This window comes from Telluria sp. ZT3P39, from assembly GCF_059685935.1.
On record NZ_JCASIH010000002.1, the window covers coordinates 328,659 to 347,637 of the forward strand.

Genomic DNA, 18,979 nt, shown 5'->3' on the forward strand with positions numbered 1-18,979 from the left:
CGGCGCTCCAGTGACAGGTTGTGGCTAATGTAGCATGGCCTTCGTAAATACAACCAGCCCTACTCTCCCGGCATAGGAGAGAGCTCCCGCATGACGGCGTCCAGCACGCGCCGGTTGCGTCCCAAGGCCACGTGGCCGACGCCGCCGAACGCGATGTTGCGCGCACCCGGCAGTTCGCTCGAGGTCTGGGGCGAAATGATGTTGTCGTGGTGGGTGTAGATCGAGGTGACCAGGGCCCGCGTGGCCGCGGTTTCGCTGGCCGCAAGGGCGCGCAGCCAGTCGCATTCCGGCAGCCCGGCGGGGTCGTCGGGATAGGCACGGCGCATCTGCGCGGCGTTCAGGCCGATACCGAAAGCGGCCAGGCAGGTGCCGTGATGCGGCGTGCCGAGCGTGATCACGCGCGCCACCCTGTCCGTGCCGCAGGCGCGCATCCAGGCGCGCGCCACCAGCCCGCCCATGCTGTGGGCGACGATCACGACCTTGTCCGCGCCGGTCGCCCCGCACAGCGCGTCCACTGCCCGCTCGACCAGGGGCGCGTAGGCGTCGATGTCGCCGGTCAGGGGTTCGAGGTCGACCGCGGCGTGGCTGACGCGGGCGGCGTTGAGGAGCAGCATCAGGCGCGACCAGTAGCCGCTGTTGCAGCCGTAGCCGTGCAGCAGCAGAACGGGCGGCGCTTTCGAGCCCGGATGGATGCGCGTGCAGGGCCGCGCGCGCGGCATGGTCCACGATGATTGCAGCATGCTGGCCGCGAATTCCTCGCCGAACATGCGCAGGCGCGCAGCCATGCCGAGCTGGTGTTCGCTTGGCGTCGGGCTGGCGTAGCGCGCGCTCATGAAGAAGTTATTGGCGTTGATGAGCAGGCGCACCAGCAGCACGCTGCCCAGGCCCGCGGCCAGGGCCTGCCAGCGCGTGGCGCCGAATACCTCGACGGCGGCGACGCCGATGCCAAGGGCGGCCAGGGCCTGCAGCACCAGAAGCAGGCGCAGCAACCCACGCGCGCTCAAGGCCTTCATGCGAGCGGCGCGGCCGGGCGCCTGGAGAGCGCGGTCGCCAGGCTGCTCGCGATCCTGGCCGTGAGCGCATAGATCGACAGCTGCGGATTGGCGCCGAGCGAGGTCGGGAACAGCGAGCCGTCGTGCACCGAGACGTTGGAAAGACCCCGGTAGCGGCCATCGGGCGTGGTCACGCCGAGCTGTTCGCTGCCGGACATCGCGCAGCCGCCCATGACGTGGGCCGAGGCCACGCGCGTCAGGTGCACTTGCTGCGGCAACGCGGCGATCGCACGCTTCGCTTCGCTCCACGAGCGGTAGCGGCGCGACAGCTCGTGCGCCGGCAGCACCTCGCGCGCGCCGGCCGCGAACTGGATCTCGGCCATGGACAGCAAGGCGCGCCGTGCGCCGTCCCACAGGTAATCGGTGAGCGGGTAGTCGAGCTCCGGGCTGCCATCGAAGCGCAGGCGCACCGTGCCGCCGATCGCATCGTCGTGGAAGCCGTCGCGCAGCAGCGCCAGCATGCCCTGCAAATGCGGGAACTCGCGCATCATCTGCGCATGCTGCTGCCCGAAGCCGTTCATCGTGGTGGCCAGCAGCAGCGGATGCAGGGGCGGCGCCTCCAGCTTGTAGCCGATCGGGCCATCCAGGCTGCCCTTCAGGAAGTGATCGGAATAGACCGTCTGCGGCGCGCCGGCCCAGGCTTCGACCCGCTGCGGGAAGAAGGCGGCCGAGATCAGGGTGGGGTGGAGAAAAGTGCGTTTGCCGAGCATGCCGCTGGGGTCCGGCGCTTTGGAGCGCAGCAGCAGCGCCGGCGAATTGATGGCGCCGCCCGCGACTACGTAGTGGCGCGCGCGGAGCTGTAGCGTGCGCCCGTTCGGCGCGATGCCGGCCGGGTCGAGCGCGTGGCAGAGGAGCGTATCGGCGCGCTCGCCCTTGAACACCAGCTGCTGGGCCCTGGCGCGCGTGACCAGGGTTGCGCCCAGGTCCAGCGCGGCCGGGATGGTGGTGACCAGCATCGACTGCTTGGCATTGGTTGGGCAGCCCATGCCGCAATAGCCCAGGTTCCAGCAGCCGTTGACGTTGCGGCGGATGAGGCCCGTTTCGATGCCGAGTTGCCCTGCGCCGCGCCGCAGCACGTCGTTGTTCTCGTTGGGCGCGCCGGCCCAGTCGCCAATGTTCAGGCGCGCTTCCATCATGGCGAACCATGGGGCCAGCGCGTCCGGCGTGGCCTCCGGCAGCTGGTAGTGGCGGCGCCACCATTCCAGCGTGGCCGGCGGGGTGCGGAAGCTCGAGGTCCAGTTGACGGTCGTGGAGCCGCCCACGGTGCGGCCCTGCAGGATGTTGATGCCTTTGTCCGCCGTCTTGCGCGCGGCCGATTCCTGGTACAGCGACGGATAGGCCTCGGCTTCGCGCATCTTGAAGTCGTTTGACGACTTCAGGGCGCCCTCTTCCACCACGATGACCGACAAGCTAGATCGCGCCAGGATCTCCGCGGTGACGCCGCCGCCGGCGCCGCTGCCGACGATGACGACGTCGGCTTCCAGAGTGCGATCGCTCGTGAGTGCGGACGCATCGATGATCTTCCAGCCCTTCGCGACGCCTTCGCGGATCGGATCGGTAATGATGGGAGTCGTCACACCAGCTCCTGCATCGGCCCGGGATAGCCGGTCGCGGGCCAGCTGGAAGGCTGGGCATACCAGGCGCCCAGCACCAGGTCGTGCAGCGCGTGGTAGGCGCTGCGCAGCAGGCCGAGGCGATGCAGGCGCCAGTCGTGCAGGAAGGCGCTGACGTCCTCGATGCGCGCCCCTTCCCAGCCGCCCGCAATCCCGGTCAGCAGGCGGCGCGCCGGCGCCAGAGCGAGCAGGCCGAACAGGTCCTGGATTTCGGCCTGGGTGGCGGGCGGCAGGCCGAGGATGGCCGCGTGCACGCCGTCGATCGTGGCCGACAAGGCGGCCGCGCGGCCCGCGTCACGGGGCAAGGCGCCGGCCAGGATCGCGGGGGCGATCGCATGCAGCGCGGCGCGCGCCTGGCCGTCGAGCGCAAAGCGCTGTGGCGTGCTGGCATGCCTGGCGCGGTAGAGCGCGCCGCCGGCGGCCAGCGCCAGCGCGGCCACGCCACCGACTTGCAGGAAGCCTCTTCTGGATGTCCCCATGTTCCGTCTCTTGTGTTTTTCCTGGGCTTATTTCGGCGGGACGCGCTTGAGGATCTCGCTGGCGATGCCGCGCAGGATGTTGACTTCTTCCGTCTCGAGCCCGGTGCGCGCGAACAGGCGCTTCAGGCGCGGCATCAGCTTCTTCGGGTTGTCGGCGTTGAGAAAACCAATCGCGACCAGCGCCTGCTCCAGGTGCGCATACATGCCGTCGACCTGGGTCACGCTGGCGGCGTCGCCATGGAAGCCCACGCCGCGCCCGTCGATCGCGCCGCCGTTGTCCATGGTCGCCATCCGGCACTCATAGGCCAGCACCTGGGCCGCCTGCGACAAATTCAGCGAGGAATAATCGGGATTGGCCGGGATGTTGATCAGGACATTGCAGCCCTCGACGATGCCGTTGGGCAGGCCGACCCGTTCGTTGCCGAGGACCAGGGCCGGCCTCAGGTCGTCCTGCCCCGCCACGTGGCCCGCGAAGGCGCGCGGGGTCCAGACCGGCGGCGAGAACTCGCGCAGGCGGGCCGAGACGGCCGCCGCGAAATTGCAGCCCTCCAGGGCTTCCTGCATGCTGCCGACGATGCGCGCGCCCTGCAGCACGTCGATCGCGCCGCTGGCGAAGGCCACCGCTTCCGGGTCATTGAGCGGGTCGGGACAGCGCGGCGTGACCAGCACCAGCTCGGTGAAACCCATGGTCTTCATGGCCCGCGCGACCGACCCGACATTGCCCGCGCGGCTGGTTTCGACCAGCACAAAACGCAGGCGTTTAAAAAGAGACGTGTTGATTTCGGTCGGGTTCATTTAAAATAGCGCTATCGCGCGGTGCAGACAGGTGGATTCATGGACGTCAAGTTCGGGAATTCTAACGGTTTCAGCACCGCTTTGCTCTTTGTCATTCTCTAATAGCTGACCGTTCACGGCGCATCCTTGCGTGGTGGGCGTTCGCGTTTTTTCACGGAAAGCCTCCATGCACCCAATGCTCAACACGGCCATCAAGGCCGCCCGCCGCGCCGCCACCGTCATCAACCGGGCGTCCTTCGACATCGACCGTATCACCGTTTCTGAAAAACAACACAACGATTTCGTCACCGACATCGACCAGGCCGCCGAGCAGGCCATCGTGGAAACGCTGCTGAAGGCCTATCCGGGCCACGCCATCCTGGCGGAAGAAAGCGGTGCGTCGGCTAATCTGAATGACGAGAGCCAGTTCGTGTGGATCATCGACCCGCTCGACGGCACCACGAATTTCATGCACGGCTATCCCAACTACTGCATCTCGATCGCCCTGCAAGAGCGCGGCGTGACCACCAACGCCCTGGTCTACGACCCGGTGCGCAACGACCTGTTCACCGCCACCAAGGGCGCCGGCGCCTACCTGAACGACAAGCGCATCCGCGTGCGCAACCACGACCGCCTGGGCAAGGCCCTGCTGTCCTCGGGTCACGGCACCGATCCGCGCGCGCTGGCCGAATACCTGCGCATGTACGAAGTCGTCGCCTCGCGCTGCCACGGCGTGCGCAGCAGCGGTTCGGCCGCGCTGGAGCTGGCCAACGTGGCCGCCGGCCGCATCGACGGTTTCTATGAAAAAGGCCTGAAAGTCTGGGACATCGCCGCGGGCGCCCTGCTCGTGACCGAAGCCGGCGGCATCGTCGGCGAGTTCAGCGGGGAGTCGGATTACCTGCACAAGGGCGACGTCGTGGCCGCCGGCCCGAAGGTTTTTGGCGCCATGATCCCGCTGCTCTCGCCTTTCGCGTAAAATACCCGCTGTGCTTCCGGGGCGACATCAACTTGCCCCGCTTCACCGGACGGAAAGTCCCGGTCAGAAACTTTCCATTGAGAAACAACTTCTCTATAATCCCGGCTGTACTCGCCTGAATCTTCAGGCGTGGCAGCGTCCGGCGTTCCCGCGGTGTCCACTGCGTCCCGCCTGCAATGACTAATCCGATTTTCCTGGACTGGCGCTGTACTCGGCGGCGGACCATCTTTCATATAAAGAATTCATGTCATTTTCTACTCTCGGTTTGTCCGACGCGATCGTTCGCGCCGTCACTGAACAAGGCTATACCACGCCGACCCCGATCCAGGCACAGGCGATTCCCGCCGTGCTGAACGGCGGCGACCTGCTGGCCGGCGCTCAGACCGGCACCGGCAAGACCGCCGGCTTCACCCTGCCGATCCTGCAGCGCCTGTCGAGCGACAAGATCGGCGCCGCGCTGGCCAGCAAGACCTCGCCGCGCGCCATCCGCGCCCTGGTGCTGACCCCGACCCGCGAACTCGCGGCCCAGGTCGAGGAAAGCGTGCGCCTGTACGGCAAGTACACCAACCTGAACTCGGCCGTGATCTTCGGCGGCGTCGGCATCAACCCGCAGATCAAGCTGCTCAAGCATGGCGTGGACGTCCTGGTTGCCACGCCGGGCCGCCTGCTGGACCACGCCGGCCAGCGCACCGTCGACCTGTCGAAAGTGGAAATCCTGATCCTGGACGAAGCCGACCGCATGCTGGACATGGGCTTCATCCACGACATCAAGAAAGTGCTGGCCCTGCTGCCGCCGAAGCGCCAGAACCTGCTGTTCTCGGCCACCTTCTCGGACGACATCAAGGCCTTGGCCGACAAGCTGCTGGACAACCCGGCATCGATCGAAGTGGCCCGCCGCAATTCGACCGTGGAAGTCATCTCGCAGAAGATCCACCCGGTCGACCGCGACAAGAAGCACCCGATGCTGTCGCACCTGATCAAGGAAAACGACTGGGAACAGGTGCTGGTCTTCACCCGCACCAAGCACGGCGCCAACAAGCTGGTCGAGCAGCTGGGCAAGGACGGCATCGGCGCGATGGCGATCCATGGCAACAAGAGCCAGACCGCCCGCACCAAGGCCCTGGCCGAGTTCAAGGACGGCAGCCTGCAAGTGCTGGTCGCCACCGACATCGCGGCGCGCGGCATCGACATCGACCAGCTGCCGCACGTGGTGAACTACGACCTGCCGAACATCCCGGAAGACTATGTGCACCGCATCGGCCGTACCGGCCGTGCCGGCGCGACCGGCGAAGCCGTGTCGCTGGTCTGCGTGGACGAGCACCAGATGTTGAAAGACATCGAAAAGCTGATCAAGCAAACCCTGCCGCGCCAGGTCATCCCGGGCTTCGAGCCTGACCTGAACGCCAAGGCCCAGCCGATCCAGCTGCGCAGCGGCGCGCCCGGCCATGGCGGCCGCGGCGGTGGCGGCGGTGGCCGTCCTGCTGGCAACCGCGGCGCCGGTGGCGGTGGTGGCGCAGGCGGCAACCGCGGCGGCAACGGCGGCGGTGGCGGCAAGCCCCGCAGCCCGGGCGGCGCCCCCGCCTCGGCCGGCGCCAAGCGCTCCAGCGGCCCCCGTCCAGCCAGCGCATCGCGCCCAGGCCGCGACCGCTAAGCATTACTCCATGGCTCTTGCTAGAGCCCGTTAATTAGGGTCAGAGTCGAATTATTGGGAAACATTCAAAAGTTTCCTGTAATTCGACTCTGACCCTAATTGTTTTGCAACGGGCTCTGCCGCCTTCTAATTAGGGTCAGAGTGCAATTATTGGGAAAGATTGTTAAATTTCCCAATAATTGCACTCTGACCCCAATTGTTTGACGATCGCCGGAGTATTTTTCGCTTGCATGGCAGGTGAACCGGGCATATAGTTGCATGCTCAATGATCTATAAAGTACGTTGAAAGGATAATGATGAGTTCCGCACCCTTGCCTCCCGAGACCGAGTTCTGCCTGCGCATGGCGCGCGTGACGACGGCGCTGGTGCGCCGCTTCGATTCGGCGCTCGGCAGCCATCACGGCATCAGCTTTTCGGATTACCAGATCCTGCGCCACCTGAACCTGGCGCCTGGCGGGCGCCTGCGCCGGGTCGACCTGGCGGAATGCCTGGGCTTGACGGCCTCGGCCGTGACCCGTGCGCTGCTGCCGCTGGAGAAGATCGGCCTGGTCGGCCGCGAGAGCGATCCGCGCGATGCACGGGTCGGCTTTGCGATCATCACGCCGACCGGCAGCGAACTGGTCGGCAATGCGGAGTCGGTCGTGAATGTCGTCAGCAATAACCTGGTGGGCAGCGTGCGCGCGGAGCTGCTTGGGCTCAATGCCGCGCTGGCGCAGATGTCGGGCAATCCGGGCGCGAGCATCTGAATGCGGCATGCCGCCGCGGTTCCTGCTCTCGGCGGCAGTTTGGTTTAGGATAGGGCTCCATTTCCTCACCCGAGCACGATGCCCACGTTCGCCGCCAACCTGAGTACGCTGTTTACCGAAGCCGCCTTCCTCGAGCGCTTCGGCCTGGCCCGCGCGGCCGGCTTCGACGCGGTCGAATTCCAGTTCCCGTATGCCTTCGAGCCGCGCCAGATCACCCAGCGCCTGCAGCGCTACGACCTGGCACTCGTCCTGCACAACCTGCCGGCCGGCGACTGGGCCGGTGGCGAGCGCGGCATTGCCTGCGACCCGCGCCGCGCGCGCGAGTTCGAGGAGAGCGTGGCCCTGGGCCTCGAATACGCGACCGAACTGGGCGTGCGCCGCCTGCACTGCCCGGCCGGCAAGCTGCCACCCAATGTCCCGCAGGAACGCGCCCACGCCGCCTATGTCGACAACCTGCGCTACGCCGCGGCGCAGTGCGCGGCGCATGGCATCGAGCTGCTGATCGAGCCGATCAACACCCGCGACATCCCCGGTTATTTCCTGACCGGCACGCGCCAGGCCGCCGCCATCATCGCCGAATGCGATGCGCCGAATCTGTTCCTGCAGTACGACATCTATCACGCCCAGCGCATGGAAGGCGAACTGGCCGGCACCATCCGCGAATTCCTGCCGCTGATCCGCCACATCCAGCTGGCCGACGTTCCGGGACGCCACCAGCCCGGCACCGGGGAGATCAATTTCCCCTACCTGTTCCGCCTGCTGGACGAGCTGGGCTACGAAGGCTGGATCGGCTGCGAATACAGCCCGCAGGGCGCTACCATGGAGTCGCTGGGCTGGTTCGAGCAAGTACGCGCGGCCTCCCGCTAAGCCCGCTGGACAGCGAGTGATCAATCAGGCAACATCGATGCTTTACCGAGCCGAGGAGCCAGCATGATCCAGGGATTGCGCACTGTAATTTACCCCGTTACCAACTTGCCCGAGGCTACCGCCTGGTATGAGCAGGTCGTCGGGCATGCGCCCTATTTCAATGAAGTCTTCTACGTGGGCTTCGAGGTCGGCGGCTTCGAGCTGGGCCTGATCCCGGACGGCGAACCCGGCGTCACGGGCGGCACTGCCTACTGGGGCACCCAGGACGCCGACGCCGAAGTCGCGCGACTCATCAAGCTGGGCGCGGAACTGGAATCGCCTGTGGCCGACGTCGGCGGCGGCATCCGTGTCGCCACCGTGCGCGACCCGTACGGCAACCTGTTCGGCGTGATCCAGAATCCACACTTCGATCTTGCCAAGGCCAGGTAATTGACCATAAGCAAGGTCGCTCCGGACGGAGTTTGAAACAATGGACCTTTCGGGCCGCCTCATGCGGCCAGGAAGGAGCCCATGCTGCGATATCTACTTAACCGTCTGCTCCTGCTGTGCCTGCTATGGCTGGGCGGCTGCGCCTCCACCGGCGGTCCGGTCAGCCTGCAGGAAGTGCGCGAATTCGCCGACGCCTCGGCCAAGCTGGGCGGCTATGCCGAACTGGCGCGCCGCTACCGCGACACCTACGAGCGCGAGCAGCCCTACCTCTCCCCCGCCACCGACAAGTTGGGGCGCGAGAACGATGCCAAGCGCAAGGCCGTGTACGAGGACTTCATCGCGATCCAGAAGACCCTCGTGCTCTACATGCAGACCCTGAGCCTGCTCGCCGGCGACGCCCGCTACGACCTGTCCTCCCGCATCGATGACCTCGGCAACGGCCTGAAGGCGAATGCCGAATCGGGCCTGCAGCAGCGCCACATCACCGCCTATACCGGCATGACCCGGCTGCTCACGCGCGTGATCGCCTCCGGCTACCAGAACCGCAGCGTGGAAACCATGGTGCGCGACGGCGACGCCGATGTGCAGGTGCTGCTGGACGCCATGATCCAGCTCACCCGGCTCTACTACAAGACCAACGAGAATGAGAAGAAGACCATCCTGGGCATCTTCGATGTCGAGATCCCGTTTTCGACGCGCAATTCCGACCGCATGCTGGTGACGCTGGCCAAGGTGCACTACCTGAACAAGGCCACCGAATACAAGCTGGTCGACCGCCGTTACGAGCTGGCGCTGCAGGGCCTGACCAAGGTCGCGCTGGGGCACCAGAAGATGCGCGAGAACCTCGGCAAGCTGTCCACGGATGAATTCCGGCGCCTGCTGGAAAACTACGGCCGCGACCTGCGCCTGATCCGCGACGGCCTGGCGGGCGAATGACAGGAGAGCACATGGCACCGACCCCACCCCTTACCAAAGACGACGCAGCCGCAGCCCCTTCGGGGACCGTGCCGGGCAACGCCGACGTCGCAACAGCGCCAAGTGGCGGCAGCGGCCTGGCCACGCCCGACCAGATCGTCGAACTGGCCGACCAGCTCTCGGCCTGCGCCGACCAGATCCACGAGCGCGTCATGCGCGAAATCCGCGCTTATGCCGGCGGCCCGGTGCCCGACAAGGCGCAGGCCACGGCGCGCGCCCTGCTCGAGGACGAAGTGCTGCTGCGCCAGCGCGCCAACGGCCTGTATGCGGACGCCGCCACCTTCATCGTCCGGGCCCTCGGCAAGCCCCAGGCGCAGCTGGTCAAGCTCACTGCCGACGCCGCCGAGAAGATACGGAAAATCGGCGTCATCGGCGAAGTCACCGGCCTGGTCGGGGGATTGCTGGCCCTGGCCGGCGCCGCCGCGACGGGCCAGGCCGTGCCGGTGCTGGTGGCCCTCGAAAAGATCCACAAGCAGGTCAAGGCGATCGAAGCCCTGGCGCCGAAGCCGCCGGCTAAGGCAAGCTGAACGCAAGGGTATCAGGCGATCAGCTGGGGACGGCTGCTCGGGTCGAAATCGGCCCAGTCGCCATCGACGATATTGCCATTGGCGCGCTCGAGATGGTGGGCGCCCAGGCGGCGCAGCACGTCGACCGCGCTGTCGGCCATGCCGGCGTCGTCGAACGCGACGGCCACCAGCATGCCGGCCTCGCGCGGCGGAATGCGGTTCTCGCCGCCCTCTTCCGCCTCGCCGCGCTCCTTCATCTTGGAAAAGCTGAACAGCGAGCCGACGTGGCCGCCGACCAGGCCGCCGACGATCGGGCCCAGCGGTCCGGTAAGCGGCGAGGTGGCCGCGCCGATGGCCATGCCGACTGCGCCGCCGGTGGCAACGCCCTTGACCACGCCTTCCGGCGTTTCCTTGGCGCCCGGAGACTGGATGTTGTCGCCCCCGATCGGGGTCTGGTCGTGCTGGCCCGGCTGGCTCAGGTAAAAGCCGCTGATACGGCCGGCGTCGAAGCCGGCCTCGGCCAGAGCCTGGCGGGCGCGGTCGACGTCTTCCTGAAGCTGGAACCGTCCTGCGATAATTGTGGACATATCGATTTCTCCTTGATCGTTGTAGCTCGACTATGCGCCCTGCGTCCCGCTGCCTCTGTACGCGGACGCACGCAACTTACCTCCATTGCCCGTAGACCACGTGCTCGCCCAAGCCTTCGTCAACGAAGACGGGTTCCGGCATCCAGGCGCGCGGGTCGAGCCGGTAATACTTCAGGAATTCCCCGTACAGCTCGGGATGGCGCGCGGCCAGGGCGTGCGGCTGCTCGAAGAAGCTCTCGGTGGCCACCGCGAAGAACTCGGCCGGGCTGCTGGCCCCGTAATGGTCGAGCACGCCTTGCTGGCCCCACATCGCGTCGCGCCGCAGGTTGGCATAGTCGCGCGACAATACCTGCGACCAACTGCGGTAGCGCTCGGTACTGCCGAGATAAGGCGCACCGTTGGTGCTGCCCGATTCGCTGTCGAGCTGGTGGGCGAACTCGTGCAGCACCACGTTATGGGAGGGAGCATCAAGCATGCCGGCGCGGCGCACGTGGTCCCAGGACAGGATCACGCGGCCATCGCCCCAGGATTCGCCCAGCAGGTCCTGGCGCTGCTCGGAGACGACGCCGGCGGCATCGACTTCGCGCCGCGGCACCAGGAAGGCGCCCGGATACACCAGCACCGCATGCAGCGATGGATAGACCTTGGCCGGGACCGCCTCGCCTGCCCGGCCCAGCACCAGCAGGCAGGCCTGGGCCGCAATGGTCAGGCGCATCTCGTCGGTGACCTCCAGGCCGGCGCAGCCGACGAAGGTCTTTTCGTGCAGGAATTGCTGAACCAGGCGCTGCAAGCGGGCGCGCTCGTCGCCGCCCATGCCGGCGTACTGAACGACGTTGCGCTCGAGGACGCCGATATGCGCGGGTGCGAGCGGACGCCCCAGCGCCCGCCGCAGCCGCCAGCGCGGCAACTGCCAGGCCGCCAGCAGGCCGGCCGCCAGGAGGCCGGCAATGATGCCTTCCATTCAGCGTCCTTTGGTGACGAGATAATCCTGCACGTCGTCGGCGCCGCCGATCAGGCGGCCGCCGACGAAGACCTGCGGCCAGGTGAGGCTGCCGGTGACGGCGCGCAGCACATTGGTGGTGATCTTCTGGTCTTCCGAAATATCGGTGAACACGATGCCATTCTCGCTCAGCGCCGATTTGGCGCGCGCACAATGCGGGCAGCCGGGCCGCGAGAACACCACCACTGCTTCGGGAATCTTTGCCTCGGGGTTGATATAGCGGAGCATGGTGTCGGCGTCGGACACCTCGAACGGGTCGCCTTCGCGGTCGGGCTCGATGAAGATCTTGTCGATGATGCCGTCCTTGACCAGCATCGCGTAGCGCCAGGAACGCTGGCCGAAGCCGAGATCGCGCTTGTCGACCAGCATGCCCATGCCTTCGGTGAAGTCGCCGTTGCCGTCGGGGATGACGGTGATATGGGTGGCGTCCTGGCCGGCCTTCCACTGGTTCATGACGAAGGCGTCATTGACCGAGATGCACAGGATGTCGTCGACCCCGTTCTCGCGCAGCACCGGGGCCAGTTCGTTATAGCGCGGCAAGTGGGTCGAGGAACAGGTGGGGGTGAAGGCCCCGGGCAGCGAGAACACGACCACGGTCTTGCCCTTGAACAGCTCGTCGGTGCTCAGGTCCTGCCACTGGTCGTCGGGGCGTGCCTTGAAGGTCACGCGCGGGACCGGTTTGCCCTGGAGCGCCTCCGGGGTCGGCAGTGTCGAAGATGCGGTCGGTAACATGGGGGCTTCCTTTCCTGTGAGCGGCAAGCTGTCGCCGCGGTGAAAGGGAGGTAAGGCTTATTGACGGGATTTCAACGCGCCCATCGCAAATAATTGTTCAACTGAAAAAACAAAGCCGCGCACAAGGCGCGGCATGAAGGACGACAGCGATCGTCGGACCGGCAGCTGCCGCGGGTCTCGTCCGCGGCGTACCGGGTCGCGCACTGGGGCGCGTCGGTCGGCGATTACTTGGCTGGCTGGCCACCTGGAGGTGGGCCGAACAGCGCTGCGACCAGCGGATCGCGGGTAACCGGGCTGCGGTTCACGCGGATGGCGTAATGGGTGTCGTCCGCCAGGATGTGGAAGTGGCGGCCGCTGCCTGCCATATTCTGCTCGCGCAGGCCTGGACGCTCCTTGCGCGGGGCGGCGCCTTCGCGCTTCGGCTGGCAGATCGCTGCCAGGAAGGCCTTGACGCGGTCTTGATCGGGGCAGATCTGGTAGACGGCCTTGCCCAGGTAGGTGGCGGTGCCTTCGATATAGCGCGCCAGTTCGATGACGCCGGCTTCGCGCAGGTCGCGGATGTACTTGCGGGCGCCCGATGGCGAGAACTTCAGGAACCAGGCGATTTCGTCGGCCAGCATTTCGTGCGTCGAGAGCTCGTTGATCAGCTTCTGCATGTTCTCGATCCGACGCTGCGTGGCCGAGGTGGAGCGGACACGTTCGATCGGCGCCAGGGAGATGGGCGCGCGTTCGGTAGGCTGCGGCGGGACGCGTTCGATCAGCGCTGAGTTGCTGGAAGTGTGCACTGCGCCGATGTCGCCTTGCACCGCGTTGTGATGAGTCGTTGCATGCATATTGGTGAGCTCCAATGAAAGAGAGAGACTGTGTGGTCCGGGTCGCTGTGTGTCGTTTGACACCCTGACAACACCTCGGTTCCGCTTAACTGGGCTCAAGATTGCCTGCGTCACCCCCTCTTGGTCTGTGCGCCATCCCACATTCGAGGTCATTCCCGCAAGCATTCTTGACAAGCAGACTTGCCAAGACGGTTTTCATTGGAGAACTAGAACGTACCCGTTTGCGCCGATCAGGCGCGCACGGCAGAGATTTACGTTGTTTTTATACCACTGTTGTAAATGCGCACAGCATCCGACGCATAGGTGCGGTACCGCACGAAGGGTGCGGAACTTGCACTGTTATTCTTTATCCAACACCTGCTTTAAAGCTTGCGATGTCAACAACCCTTCACCTTATGGGAGTTACCTGTGAATAATTCGAAGAAGATCGCCCTGGCCGTGGCCATCCTGTGCTCGGCTGGCACCACCATGGCGCAAGAAATCAACCCATCGTGGTACATCCAGCCGAATGTCATCCACGCCAAGCCAGACAGCGACTTTGGTGTGCGCGATCGGGATTGGGGCGCTGGCCTCAAGTTCGGCAAGGCCGTTTCCCCGATGTGGGACATCCAGTTCGGCGCCAGCCAGGTGCGCTTCGAAGACGGCGCCGCCAACTACCGCCAGACCCTGCTGGGCGCCGACGCCCTGCTGATGTTCTCGCGTGACCGCTTCCGTCCCTTCGTGCTGGTCGGCCTCGGCCTCGAGCGCGACAAGGTGGAAAATCCGCTGCGCCGCGTCGGCAAGAATTCGCCTTACCTCACCGCCGGCATCGGCTTCCAGGCCTCCCTCACCCCGCAATGGTCGCTGCAGGCCGACCTGCGCAGCGTGCGCGGCCACCTGCGCGACGACGAGCAGTTCGGCTTCAAGCGCAGCAACAACAAATACTTCACCCTCGGCCTGAACTACGCGTTCAACCCGCCGCCCGCAGCAGCCGTCGTCACCCCGGCGGCCGCACCGGCCCCGATGGCTGAAGCGCCGGCACCAGCGCCGGCACCGGCTCCGGCGCCCCAGGCCCGTTTCGAGAAAGTCACCCTGGAAGCGACCAAGCTGTTCGAGTTCGACAAGGCCGACATCATCATGCCGTCGCCGAAGCTCGACGAGATCGCTGCCGCCCTGATGGCCGACACCAGCATCACCGACATCGACATCACCGGCTACACCGACCGCCTGGGTTCGGAAAAGTACAACCTGAAGCTGTCGGAACGCCGCGCCAACGCCGTGCGTGACTACCTCGTCAGCAAGGGCGTCGACGGCAACCGCCTGAAGGCCTACGGCAAGGGCGAAGCCAACCCGCTGGTCCAGTGCACCGAGAAGAACCGCAAGGCCCTGATCGACTGCCTCGAACCCAACCGCCGCGTCGAAGTCGAGCAGATCACCGTCGAAAAACGCGTGCAGTAATAACCTGCCGGCCCTGCCCGGCTAGTCTGGCCGCCCGCGGCGCTACTAGCCGGGCAGGGCGTGCTGATACAGGGGGCTTCGGCCCCTTTTTTACTTGGAGAATGAAACATGGAAGTCAAGAAGTGGCGACCGTATTCGCGTCAGCTGGTGGGCGTTCTGCGCTGCGCTGCCACCGAATGGCTGGCGCACCGCGCCGCCAGCAAGGGGGCCGCGCTGGCCTTCTATACCCTGTTCTCGCTGGCGCCGATCCTGGTGCTGGTGATTGCCGTGGCCGGCCTGTTCTACGGACACGAAGCCGCGCAAGGACAATTGCTCGACGAACTGCGCGGCCTGGTCGGCACCCAGGGCGCCGAGACCATCCAGGCCATCCTGGCCGGTGCGCGCAACAAGGAAGACGGCCTGTGGGCCACGATCGTGGCCGGCGCGCTGCTGTTGATCGGCGCCACCAGCGTGTTTGCCGAGCTCAAGGACAGCCTGGATGAAATCTGGGGCGTGCCGCCGCCGAAGGATGCCGGCTTCTGGGACCTGGTGCGCACCCGCCTGCTGTCGTTCGGGCTGATCCTGGTGCTGGGTTTCCTGCTGATGGTCTCGCTCGTCGTGAGCGCCGCGCTGGCTGTGGTCGAGAACTATATCGGCGGCATGTGGAAGGAAGCCGCCTTCATCATGGGCTGGGTTGCACGCGCCATCAGCTTCCTGGTGATCGCCACCCTGTTCGGTGTGATCTACAAGCTGCTGCCGCGCATCAAGCTGTCCTGGCATGACGTGACCATCGGTGCGATCGGTACCGCGGCCATGTTCTCGCTGGGGAAATTCCTCATTGGCCTGTATATCGGCAACAGCGGCGCGGCGGACAGCTTCGGCGCGGCCGGGTCCCTGATCGCCCTGCTGCTGTGGGTATATTACTCGGCACAGATCTTCTTCCTGGGCGCCGAGTTTGCGCGGCAGTATGCGCTCAAGCTGGGGAGCCTGAAGCACAAGCCCAAGGAAGAAACCGGGGATGTGCCGCGGGACAGACCGGGAACGAAAGCCCCGGCGCCGACAGGCACATGGAAGGACGGCCGCGCCGTGTAAGTCAAGCTTGGCCGGGCTCGCCGCCCGGCCATGAAATCGTAGCGTGGGCAAGTTCCTTGCCCACGCTACGATGCGCGGCAGATTCTATTCCCCCAACAACTCCGCCACCACTTCCATCCCCTCCACCCGCTCGGCAATCACCTTGAGCACGACCACCACGGGAATGCCCAGCAACAGGCCCCACATGCCCCACAGCCAGCCCCAGAACAGCAGACTGACGAACACGGCGGCCGGGTTCATCTTGGCGATCTTGCCGGTCATCCAGGTGGTGACGACCATGCCGACCAGGGTCGCGATGCCCAGCGACGAGCCGGCCACCAGGATCACCATGCGCAGCGATTCGAACTGGAAGAAGGCGACGGCGCCGGTGGCCATGGTGATCAGCAGCGGCCCGAAATACGGGATGACGTGGGCCACGCCGGCAAAGGCGGCCCAGGCGCCGGCATTCTCCAGGCCGATGGCGCGCAGCGCCGCCCAGGTCAGCAGTGCCAGCAGGATATTCGTCACCAGCAGCATGAACATGTAGTTCTGGATCGAGGTATTGATGTCGTCCAGGATGTGGACCGTGACTTTCTTGCGGGTGAGCGAGGGGCCGGTCAGCTTGACCAGCTTGCGCTTGAAGGTGTCGCCTGCCAGCAGCAGGAAGAACACCAGGAAGATCACCATGGTGGCCTGCGACAGGAAGGTCGCCAGGCTGACCGAGCCGGCCAGCACCCAGTCCATGACGCGGATGCCCGGCGCGCCGGCGCCCGGCACCGCAGGCACGCTCTGGGGACGCTTCTGGATGGCGCGGCGCTGCTCGCCGCTGCCGGCATTCGAGGCGGCCCGTTCGATCTCGGCGGCGGCGGCCTGCACCTGCTGGATGGTCGAGCGCTCTCCGGGGGCGCCGCTGCTGGTCAGGATACGCGTGACCTTGTGCGTGAGCGTCGGCAGCTCGTCGATGATGTTGAAGAATTCGTCCTGCAAGCGGTACAGGGTGCCGCCCATGGCGCCGAGGATGAGCACGGTCACGAGGGTCGCGCCGATGGCGCGCTTGATATGCCAGCGTTCCAGCCAGCGTACGACCGGATTGAGGGTGTAGGCAATGAAGATGCCGAGCAGGAGCGGCACGAAGAATTTCTGTGCCCACTGCAGTGCAAAGATGGAAGCGATGGTGGCGAGGATGCCGAGCGAGAGTCCGCGTGCGTTGACGTGGAGCGGCAGCCGCAGGCTGCCCACGTGCAACGTGAGCTCGTCGCCTGCAAGGCCGGGCTCGGCGCCGGGCCCGCTGGGGGCCGGCGCCACCGGGGCGGTATTGTCAGGCGTTATCGCGGCAGATTGTGCCGGTTCGGTTGGTGCAAGCTGCATGGATGGTGCCTTGACAATGGAGCCGGGCCGCCCCGGCGGACTACATTACTTGACGCGGATGTCGTTCTTCACCGAGGTTACACCTTTCACGCCGCGTGCGATTTCCACCGCGCGCTGGGCATCGCCTGGCTGGGCAACGAAGCCCGACAGCTGGACGTCGCCCTTGAAGGTTTCGACGTTGATTTCGGTGGCCTTGACGGTTGGGTCGGCAGCGAAGGCAGCTTTCACCTTGGTGGTGATGACTGCATCATCGACGTACTCGCCGGCGCTGGTGCTGGTCGGAGTCGAAGCGCAGCCAACCGAGGTGATGGCGATGACGGCAGCGAAGGAAGCGGTGACGAGGCGTTGTGCAATTTTCATGATAGCTCCTGGATAAAAGTGGTCAAACTACGGGTAAAACTACTAAAACAAAGCCCAAGCGGGCGGTGTGGGCGGTGCCGGCACGCCGGCCCGCTGATTATTTCCGGAAGGCGGTCTTGGCAGTGCTGACGCACTGGTCCTTGACTGCTCCGGCATAGGCGTCGCATTTTTCAATGGCGACGCGGTATTCGGCGGCGAGCTTGTCTTCGCGCGCATCGAGGCGCGCTTCGATGCTCTTGCGGTCGGCCTTGGCGTCGGCCTGCGCAGCGATCAGGGTCGCCTTGGCCTGCTCCAGGCAGACGTCGCGGTCGTTGCCGGTCACGGCAGCGCAGCGCACCTTGTCGCGGTCGAAGTTGGCCGACGCAATCTTCATGCGGGCCTGGGTATAGGCCGACAGGGTGTTCTTGTAGGCAGCCTCGGCTTCTTCATCGATGCGCACTCGGGCAGCCTTGGCTTCAGCCATGCACAAATCGTGCGGGTTGCCGGCGATCAGGTCGCAGCGGGCACGGGCGCCCTTGTAATTGGCTTCCGCCGTGGCGCGCGCTTGTTCGTAAGTGGCCTTCGGATCCAGCACGGTCTGGGCCTGCACCGTGTTCGCCCAGGCAAGTGCTGCACCAACCAGCAGGAAAGCATGGGTTGTTTTCATTTTTTATTCTCCATTTGTCAACACGCTAAGGACGTTTTACACGTGCCGCGCCAGGTCTTCTGTTCGCTGACGAACACATGAGCATTCACACAACAATTGCTTGATTAAAGTCGATTTGTTCGACTAACGAAACGTAGAGCAAGGACGGTTAGGCAACGCACAGACCACGGTTGTCGTTATGACTATTCTGAACTCACACTTTTGTCAGGAGAACAACATGAAAGCATCCCGTACCTTTGCTGCTGCTGTACTCGCCACTTCGGCACTGCTCACCGGCTGTGCCAGCACCTCGTCGTCGCCTTATAACGATGGCTATGGCTATAACTCCGGCTACAACAACAATGTGTCGATGGGCTATGGCACGATCGAATCGATCCAGGTGACCCAGGGCGCCAGCCGCACCAGCGGCGCCGGCGCGATCCTGGGCGGCGTGGTCGGCGCATTGGCCGGCAACCAGGTCGGTAGCGGCAGCGGCCGTACGGCTGCCACCGTCGCAGGCGGCGTGGCCGGCGCGGCGATCGGCAACAATGTCGAGCGCAACCGCAATGCCAACGGCGGCCAGGAGAACTACCAGATCAATGTGCGCATGGATAACGGCGAATACCGCGCCGTGACCCAGGACAGCGTGTACGACCTGCGCGTGGGCAACCGCGTGCGCATCGTCGACGGCCGCGTCTACCGCTATTGATCAGTTAGACCGGGTACGGGGGGAACGGCGCGAGCCTGCGCCCTTCCGCCTGCCCTGCTGCTGGCCCCGCCGGTGTGATGCCGCGCGGGCGCCACAGCCTTCCTCAGGCATCAGCCCGGCAGGAAGTCCCGTTGTTGCCGTGCCGGTCCTGGCCTCGCTGCCGGTAAACCACTGGCCGCGCTATCCTGGCCACCCCAGCGCCAGATCATC

Annotated in this window: 21 protein-coding genes; 10 read left to right on the forward strand and 11 right to left on the reverse strand. The window is 65.5% G+C overall.

Features of this window, described 5'->3' with window-relative positions:
- Positions 1-59: 59 nt before the first annotated feature.
- Genes AC56LR_RS03730 through AC56LR_RS03745 form a run of 4 tightly spaced genes read right to left on the reverse strand, consistent with a single transcriptional unit; the run spans position 60 to position 3,939 of the window.
- Positions 60-1,013 carry an alpha/beta hydrolase gene (locus tag AC56LR_RS03730; RefSeq protein ID WP_497127588.1) on the reverse strand — a complete coding sequence of 318 codons (954 nt, stop codon included), beginning with the start codon at positions 1,011-1,013 and terminating at the stop codon, positions 60-62.
- On the reverse strand, positions 1,010-2,629 hold the full coding sequence (locus AC56LR_RS03735) for a GMC family oxidoreductase N-terminal domain-containing protein (RefSeq protein ID WP_497127591.1): 1,620 nt from the start codon (positions 2,627-2,629) through the stop codon (positions 1,010-1,012). The genes AC56LR_RS03730 and AC56LR_RS03735 overlap by 4 nt, the downstream gene beginning before the upstream one ends.
- Positions 2,626-3,144, reverse strand: a complete 519-nt coding sequence (locus tag AC56LR_RS03740; RefSeq protein WP_497127595.1) for a twin-arginine translocation signal domain-containing protein — start codon at positions 3,142-3,144, stop codon at positions 2,626-2,628. The genes AC56LR_RS03735 and AC56LR_RS03740 overlap by 4 nt, the downstream gene beginning before the upstream one ends.
- Positions 3,145-3,171: 27 nt before the next feature.
- Entirely contained in the window at positions 3,172-3,939 is a 768-nt protein-coding gene (locus AC56LR_RS03745) for an RNA methyltransferase (protein ID WP_497127597.1), read from the reverse strand.
- Between the two features lie 175 nt (positions 3,940-4,114).
- Between AC56LR_RS03745 and AC56LR_RS03750 the strand changes: the two genes are divergently transcribed.
- The 7 genes from AC56LR_RS03750 (at position 4,115) to AC56LR_RS03780 (ending at position 10,089) form a co-directional block, all read left to right on the forward strand.
- The gene (locus AC56LR_RS03750) at positions 4,115-4,894 is read left to right on the forward strand and encodes an inositol monophosphatase family protein (RefSeq protein ID WP_497127773.1); all 780 of its coding nucleotides are present in this window, start codon (positions 4,115-4,117) and stop codon (positions 4,892-4,894) included.
- A 244-nt stretch (positions 4,895-5,138) separates the two neighbouring features.
- On the forward strand, positions 5,139-6,545 hold the full coding sequence (locus tag AC56LR_RS03755; protein ID WP_497127600.1) for a DEAD/DEAH box helicase: 1,407 nt from the start codon (positions 5,139-5,141) through the stop codon (positions 6,543-6,545).
- A gap of 293 nt (positions 6,546-6,838) precedes the next feature.
- The gene (locus tag AC56LR_RS03760) at positions 6,839-7,291 is read left to right on the forward strand and encodes a MarR family winged helix-turn-helix transcriptional regulator (RefSeq protein WP_497127602.1); all 453 of its coding nucleotides are present in this window, start codon (positions 6,839-6,841) and stop codon (positions 7,289-7,291) included.
- A 78-nt stretch (positions 7,292-7,369) separates the two neighbouring features.
- Positions 7,370-8,158 carry a 2-oxo-tetronate isomerase gene (gene otnI / locus AC56LR_RS03765; RefSeq protein ID WP_497127604.1) on the forward strand — a complete coding sequence of 263 codons (789 nt, stop codon included), beginning with the start codon at positions 7,370-7,372 and terminating at the stop codon, positions 8,156-8,158.
- Positions 8,159-8,221: 63 nt separating this feature from the next.
- Complete coding sequence (locus AC56LR_RS03770) at positions 8,222-8,587, forward strand: VOC family protein (RefSeq protein ID WP_497127607.1); 366 nt, start codon at positions 8,222-8,224, stop codon at positions 8,585-8,587.
- Between the two features lie 81 nt (positions 8,588-8,668).
- Positions 8,669-9,523 carry a hypothetical protein gene (locus tag AC56LR_RS03775; protein ID WP_497127609.1) on the forward strand — a complete coding sequence of 285 codons (855 nt, stop codon included), beginning with the start codon at positions 8,669-8,671 and terminating at the stop codon, positions 9,521-9,523.
- A gap of 11 nt (positions 9,524-9,534) precedes the next feature.
- A complete protein-coding gene (locus tag AC56LR_RS03780; protein ID WP_497127612.1) occupies positions 9,535-10,089 on the forward strand; it encodes a hypothetical protein in 555 nt (184 codons plus the stop codon).
- A gap of 11 nt (positions 10,090-10,100) precedes the next feature.
- Here AC56LR_RS03780 and AC56LR_RS03785 read toward each other — a convergent pair whose 3' ends face one another.
- From AC56LR_RS03785 to AC56LR_RS03800, 4 genes are all read right to left on the reverse strand, one after another.
- Positions 10,101-10,655 carry a hypothetical protein gene (locus AC56LR_RS03785; protein WP_497127614.1) on the reverse strand — a complete coding sequence of 185 codons (555 nt, stop codon included), beginning with the start codon at positions 10,653-10,655 and terminating at the stop codon, positions 10,101-10,103.
- 76 nt (positions 10,656-10,731) lie between these two features.
- Entirely contained in the window at positions 10,732-11,616 is an 885-nt protein-coding gene (locus AC56LR_RS03790) for a M90 family metallopeptidase (RefSeq protein WP_497127616.1), read from the reverse strand.
- A complete protein-coding gene (locus AC56LR_RS03795) occupies positions 11,617-12,387 on the reverse strand; it encodes a glutathione peroxidase (RefSeq protein ID WP_497127619.1) in 771 nt (256 codons plus the stop codon).
- 224 nt (positions 12,388-12,611) lie between these two features.
- Positions 12,612-13,220 carry a winged helix-turn-helix domain-containing protein gene (locus AC56LR_RS03800; RefSeq protein WP_497127621.1) on the reverse strand — a complete coding sequence of 203 codons (609 nt, stop codon included), beginning with the start codon at positions 13,218-13,220 and terminating at the stop codon, positions 12,612-12,614.
- A 408-nt stretch (positions 13,221-13,628) separates the two neighbouring features.
- Between AC56LR_RS03800 and AC56LR_RS03805 the strand changes: the two genes are divergently transcribed.
- Together AC56LR_RS03805 and AC56LR_RS03810 are read left to right on the forward strand one after the other, a co-directional pair.
- Positions 13,629-14,657 carry an OmpA family protein gene (locus AC56LR_RS03805; protein WP_497127624.1) on the forward strand — a complete coding sequence of 343 codons (1,029 nt, stop codon included), beginning with the start codon at positions 13,629-13,631 and terminating at the stop codon, positions 14,655-14,657.
- A 108-nt stretch (positions 14,658-14,765) separates the two neighbouring features.
- Complete coding sequence (locus tag AC56LR_RS03810) at positions 14,766-15,728, forward strand: YihY/virulence factor BrkB family protein (RefSeq protein WP_497127627.1); 963 nt, start codon at positions 14,766-14,768, stop codon at positions 15,726-15,728.
- A gap of 84 nt (positions 15,729-15,812) precedes the next feature.
- On the opposite strand, the gene AC56LR_RS03815 is transcribed toward AC56LR_RS03810, so the two are convergent.
- The 3 genes from AC56LR_RS03815 to AC56LR_RS03825 form a co-directional block, all read right to left on the reverse strand.
- The gene (locus tag AC56LR_RS03815; RefSeq protein ID WP_497127629.1) at positions 15,813-17,075 is read right to left on the reverse strand and encodes an AI-2E family transporter; all 1,263 of its coding nucleotides are present in this window, start codon (positions 17,073-17,075) and stop codon (positions 15,813-15,815) included.
- A 45-nt stretch (positions 17,076-17,120) separates the two neighbouring features.
- Positions 17,121-17,435 carry a BON domain-containing protein gene (locus AC56LR_RS03820; protein ID WP_497127631.1) on the reverse strand — a complete coding sequence of 105 codons (315 nt, stop codon included), beginning with the start codon at positions 17,433-17,435 and terminating at the stop codon, positions 17,121-17,123.
- A gap of 97 nt (positions 17,436-17,532) precedes the next feature.
- Entirely contained in the window at positions 17,533-18,081 is a 549-nt protein-coding gene (locus AC56LR_RS03825) for a hypothetical protein (protein ID WP_497127633.1), read from the reverse strand.
- A gap of 217 nt (positions 18,082-18,298) precedes the next feature.
- Between AC56LR_RS03825 and AC56LR_RS03830 the strand changes: the two genes are divergently transcribed.
- A complete protein-coding gene (locus AC56LR_RS03830; protein ID WP_497127635.1) occupies positions 18,299-18,769 on the forward strand; it encodes an outer membrane lipoprotein in 471 nt (156 codons plus the stop codon).
- The last annotated feature ends 210 nt before the right edge of the window (positions 18,770-18,979 follow it).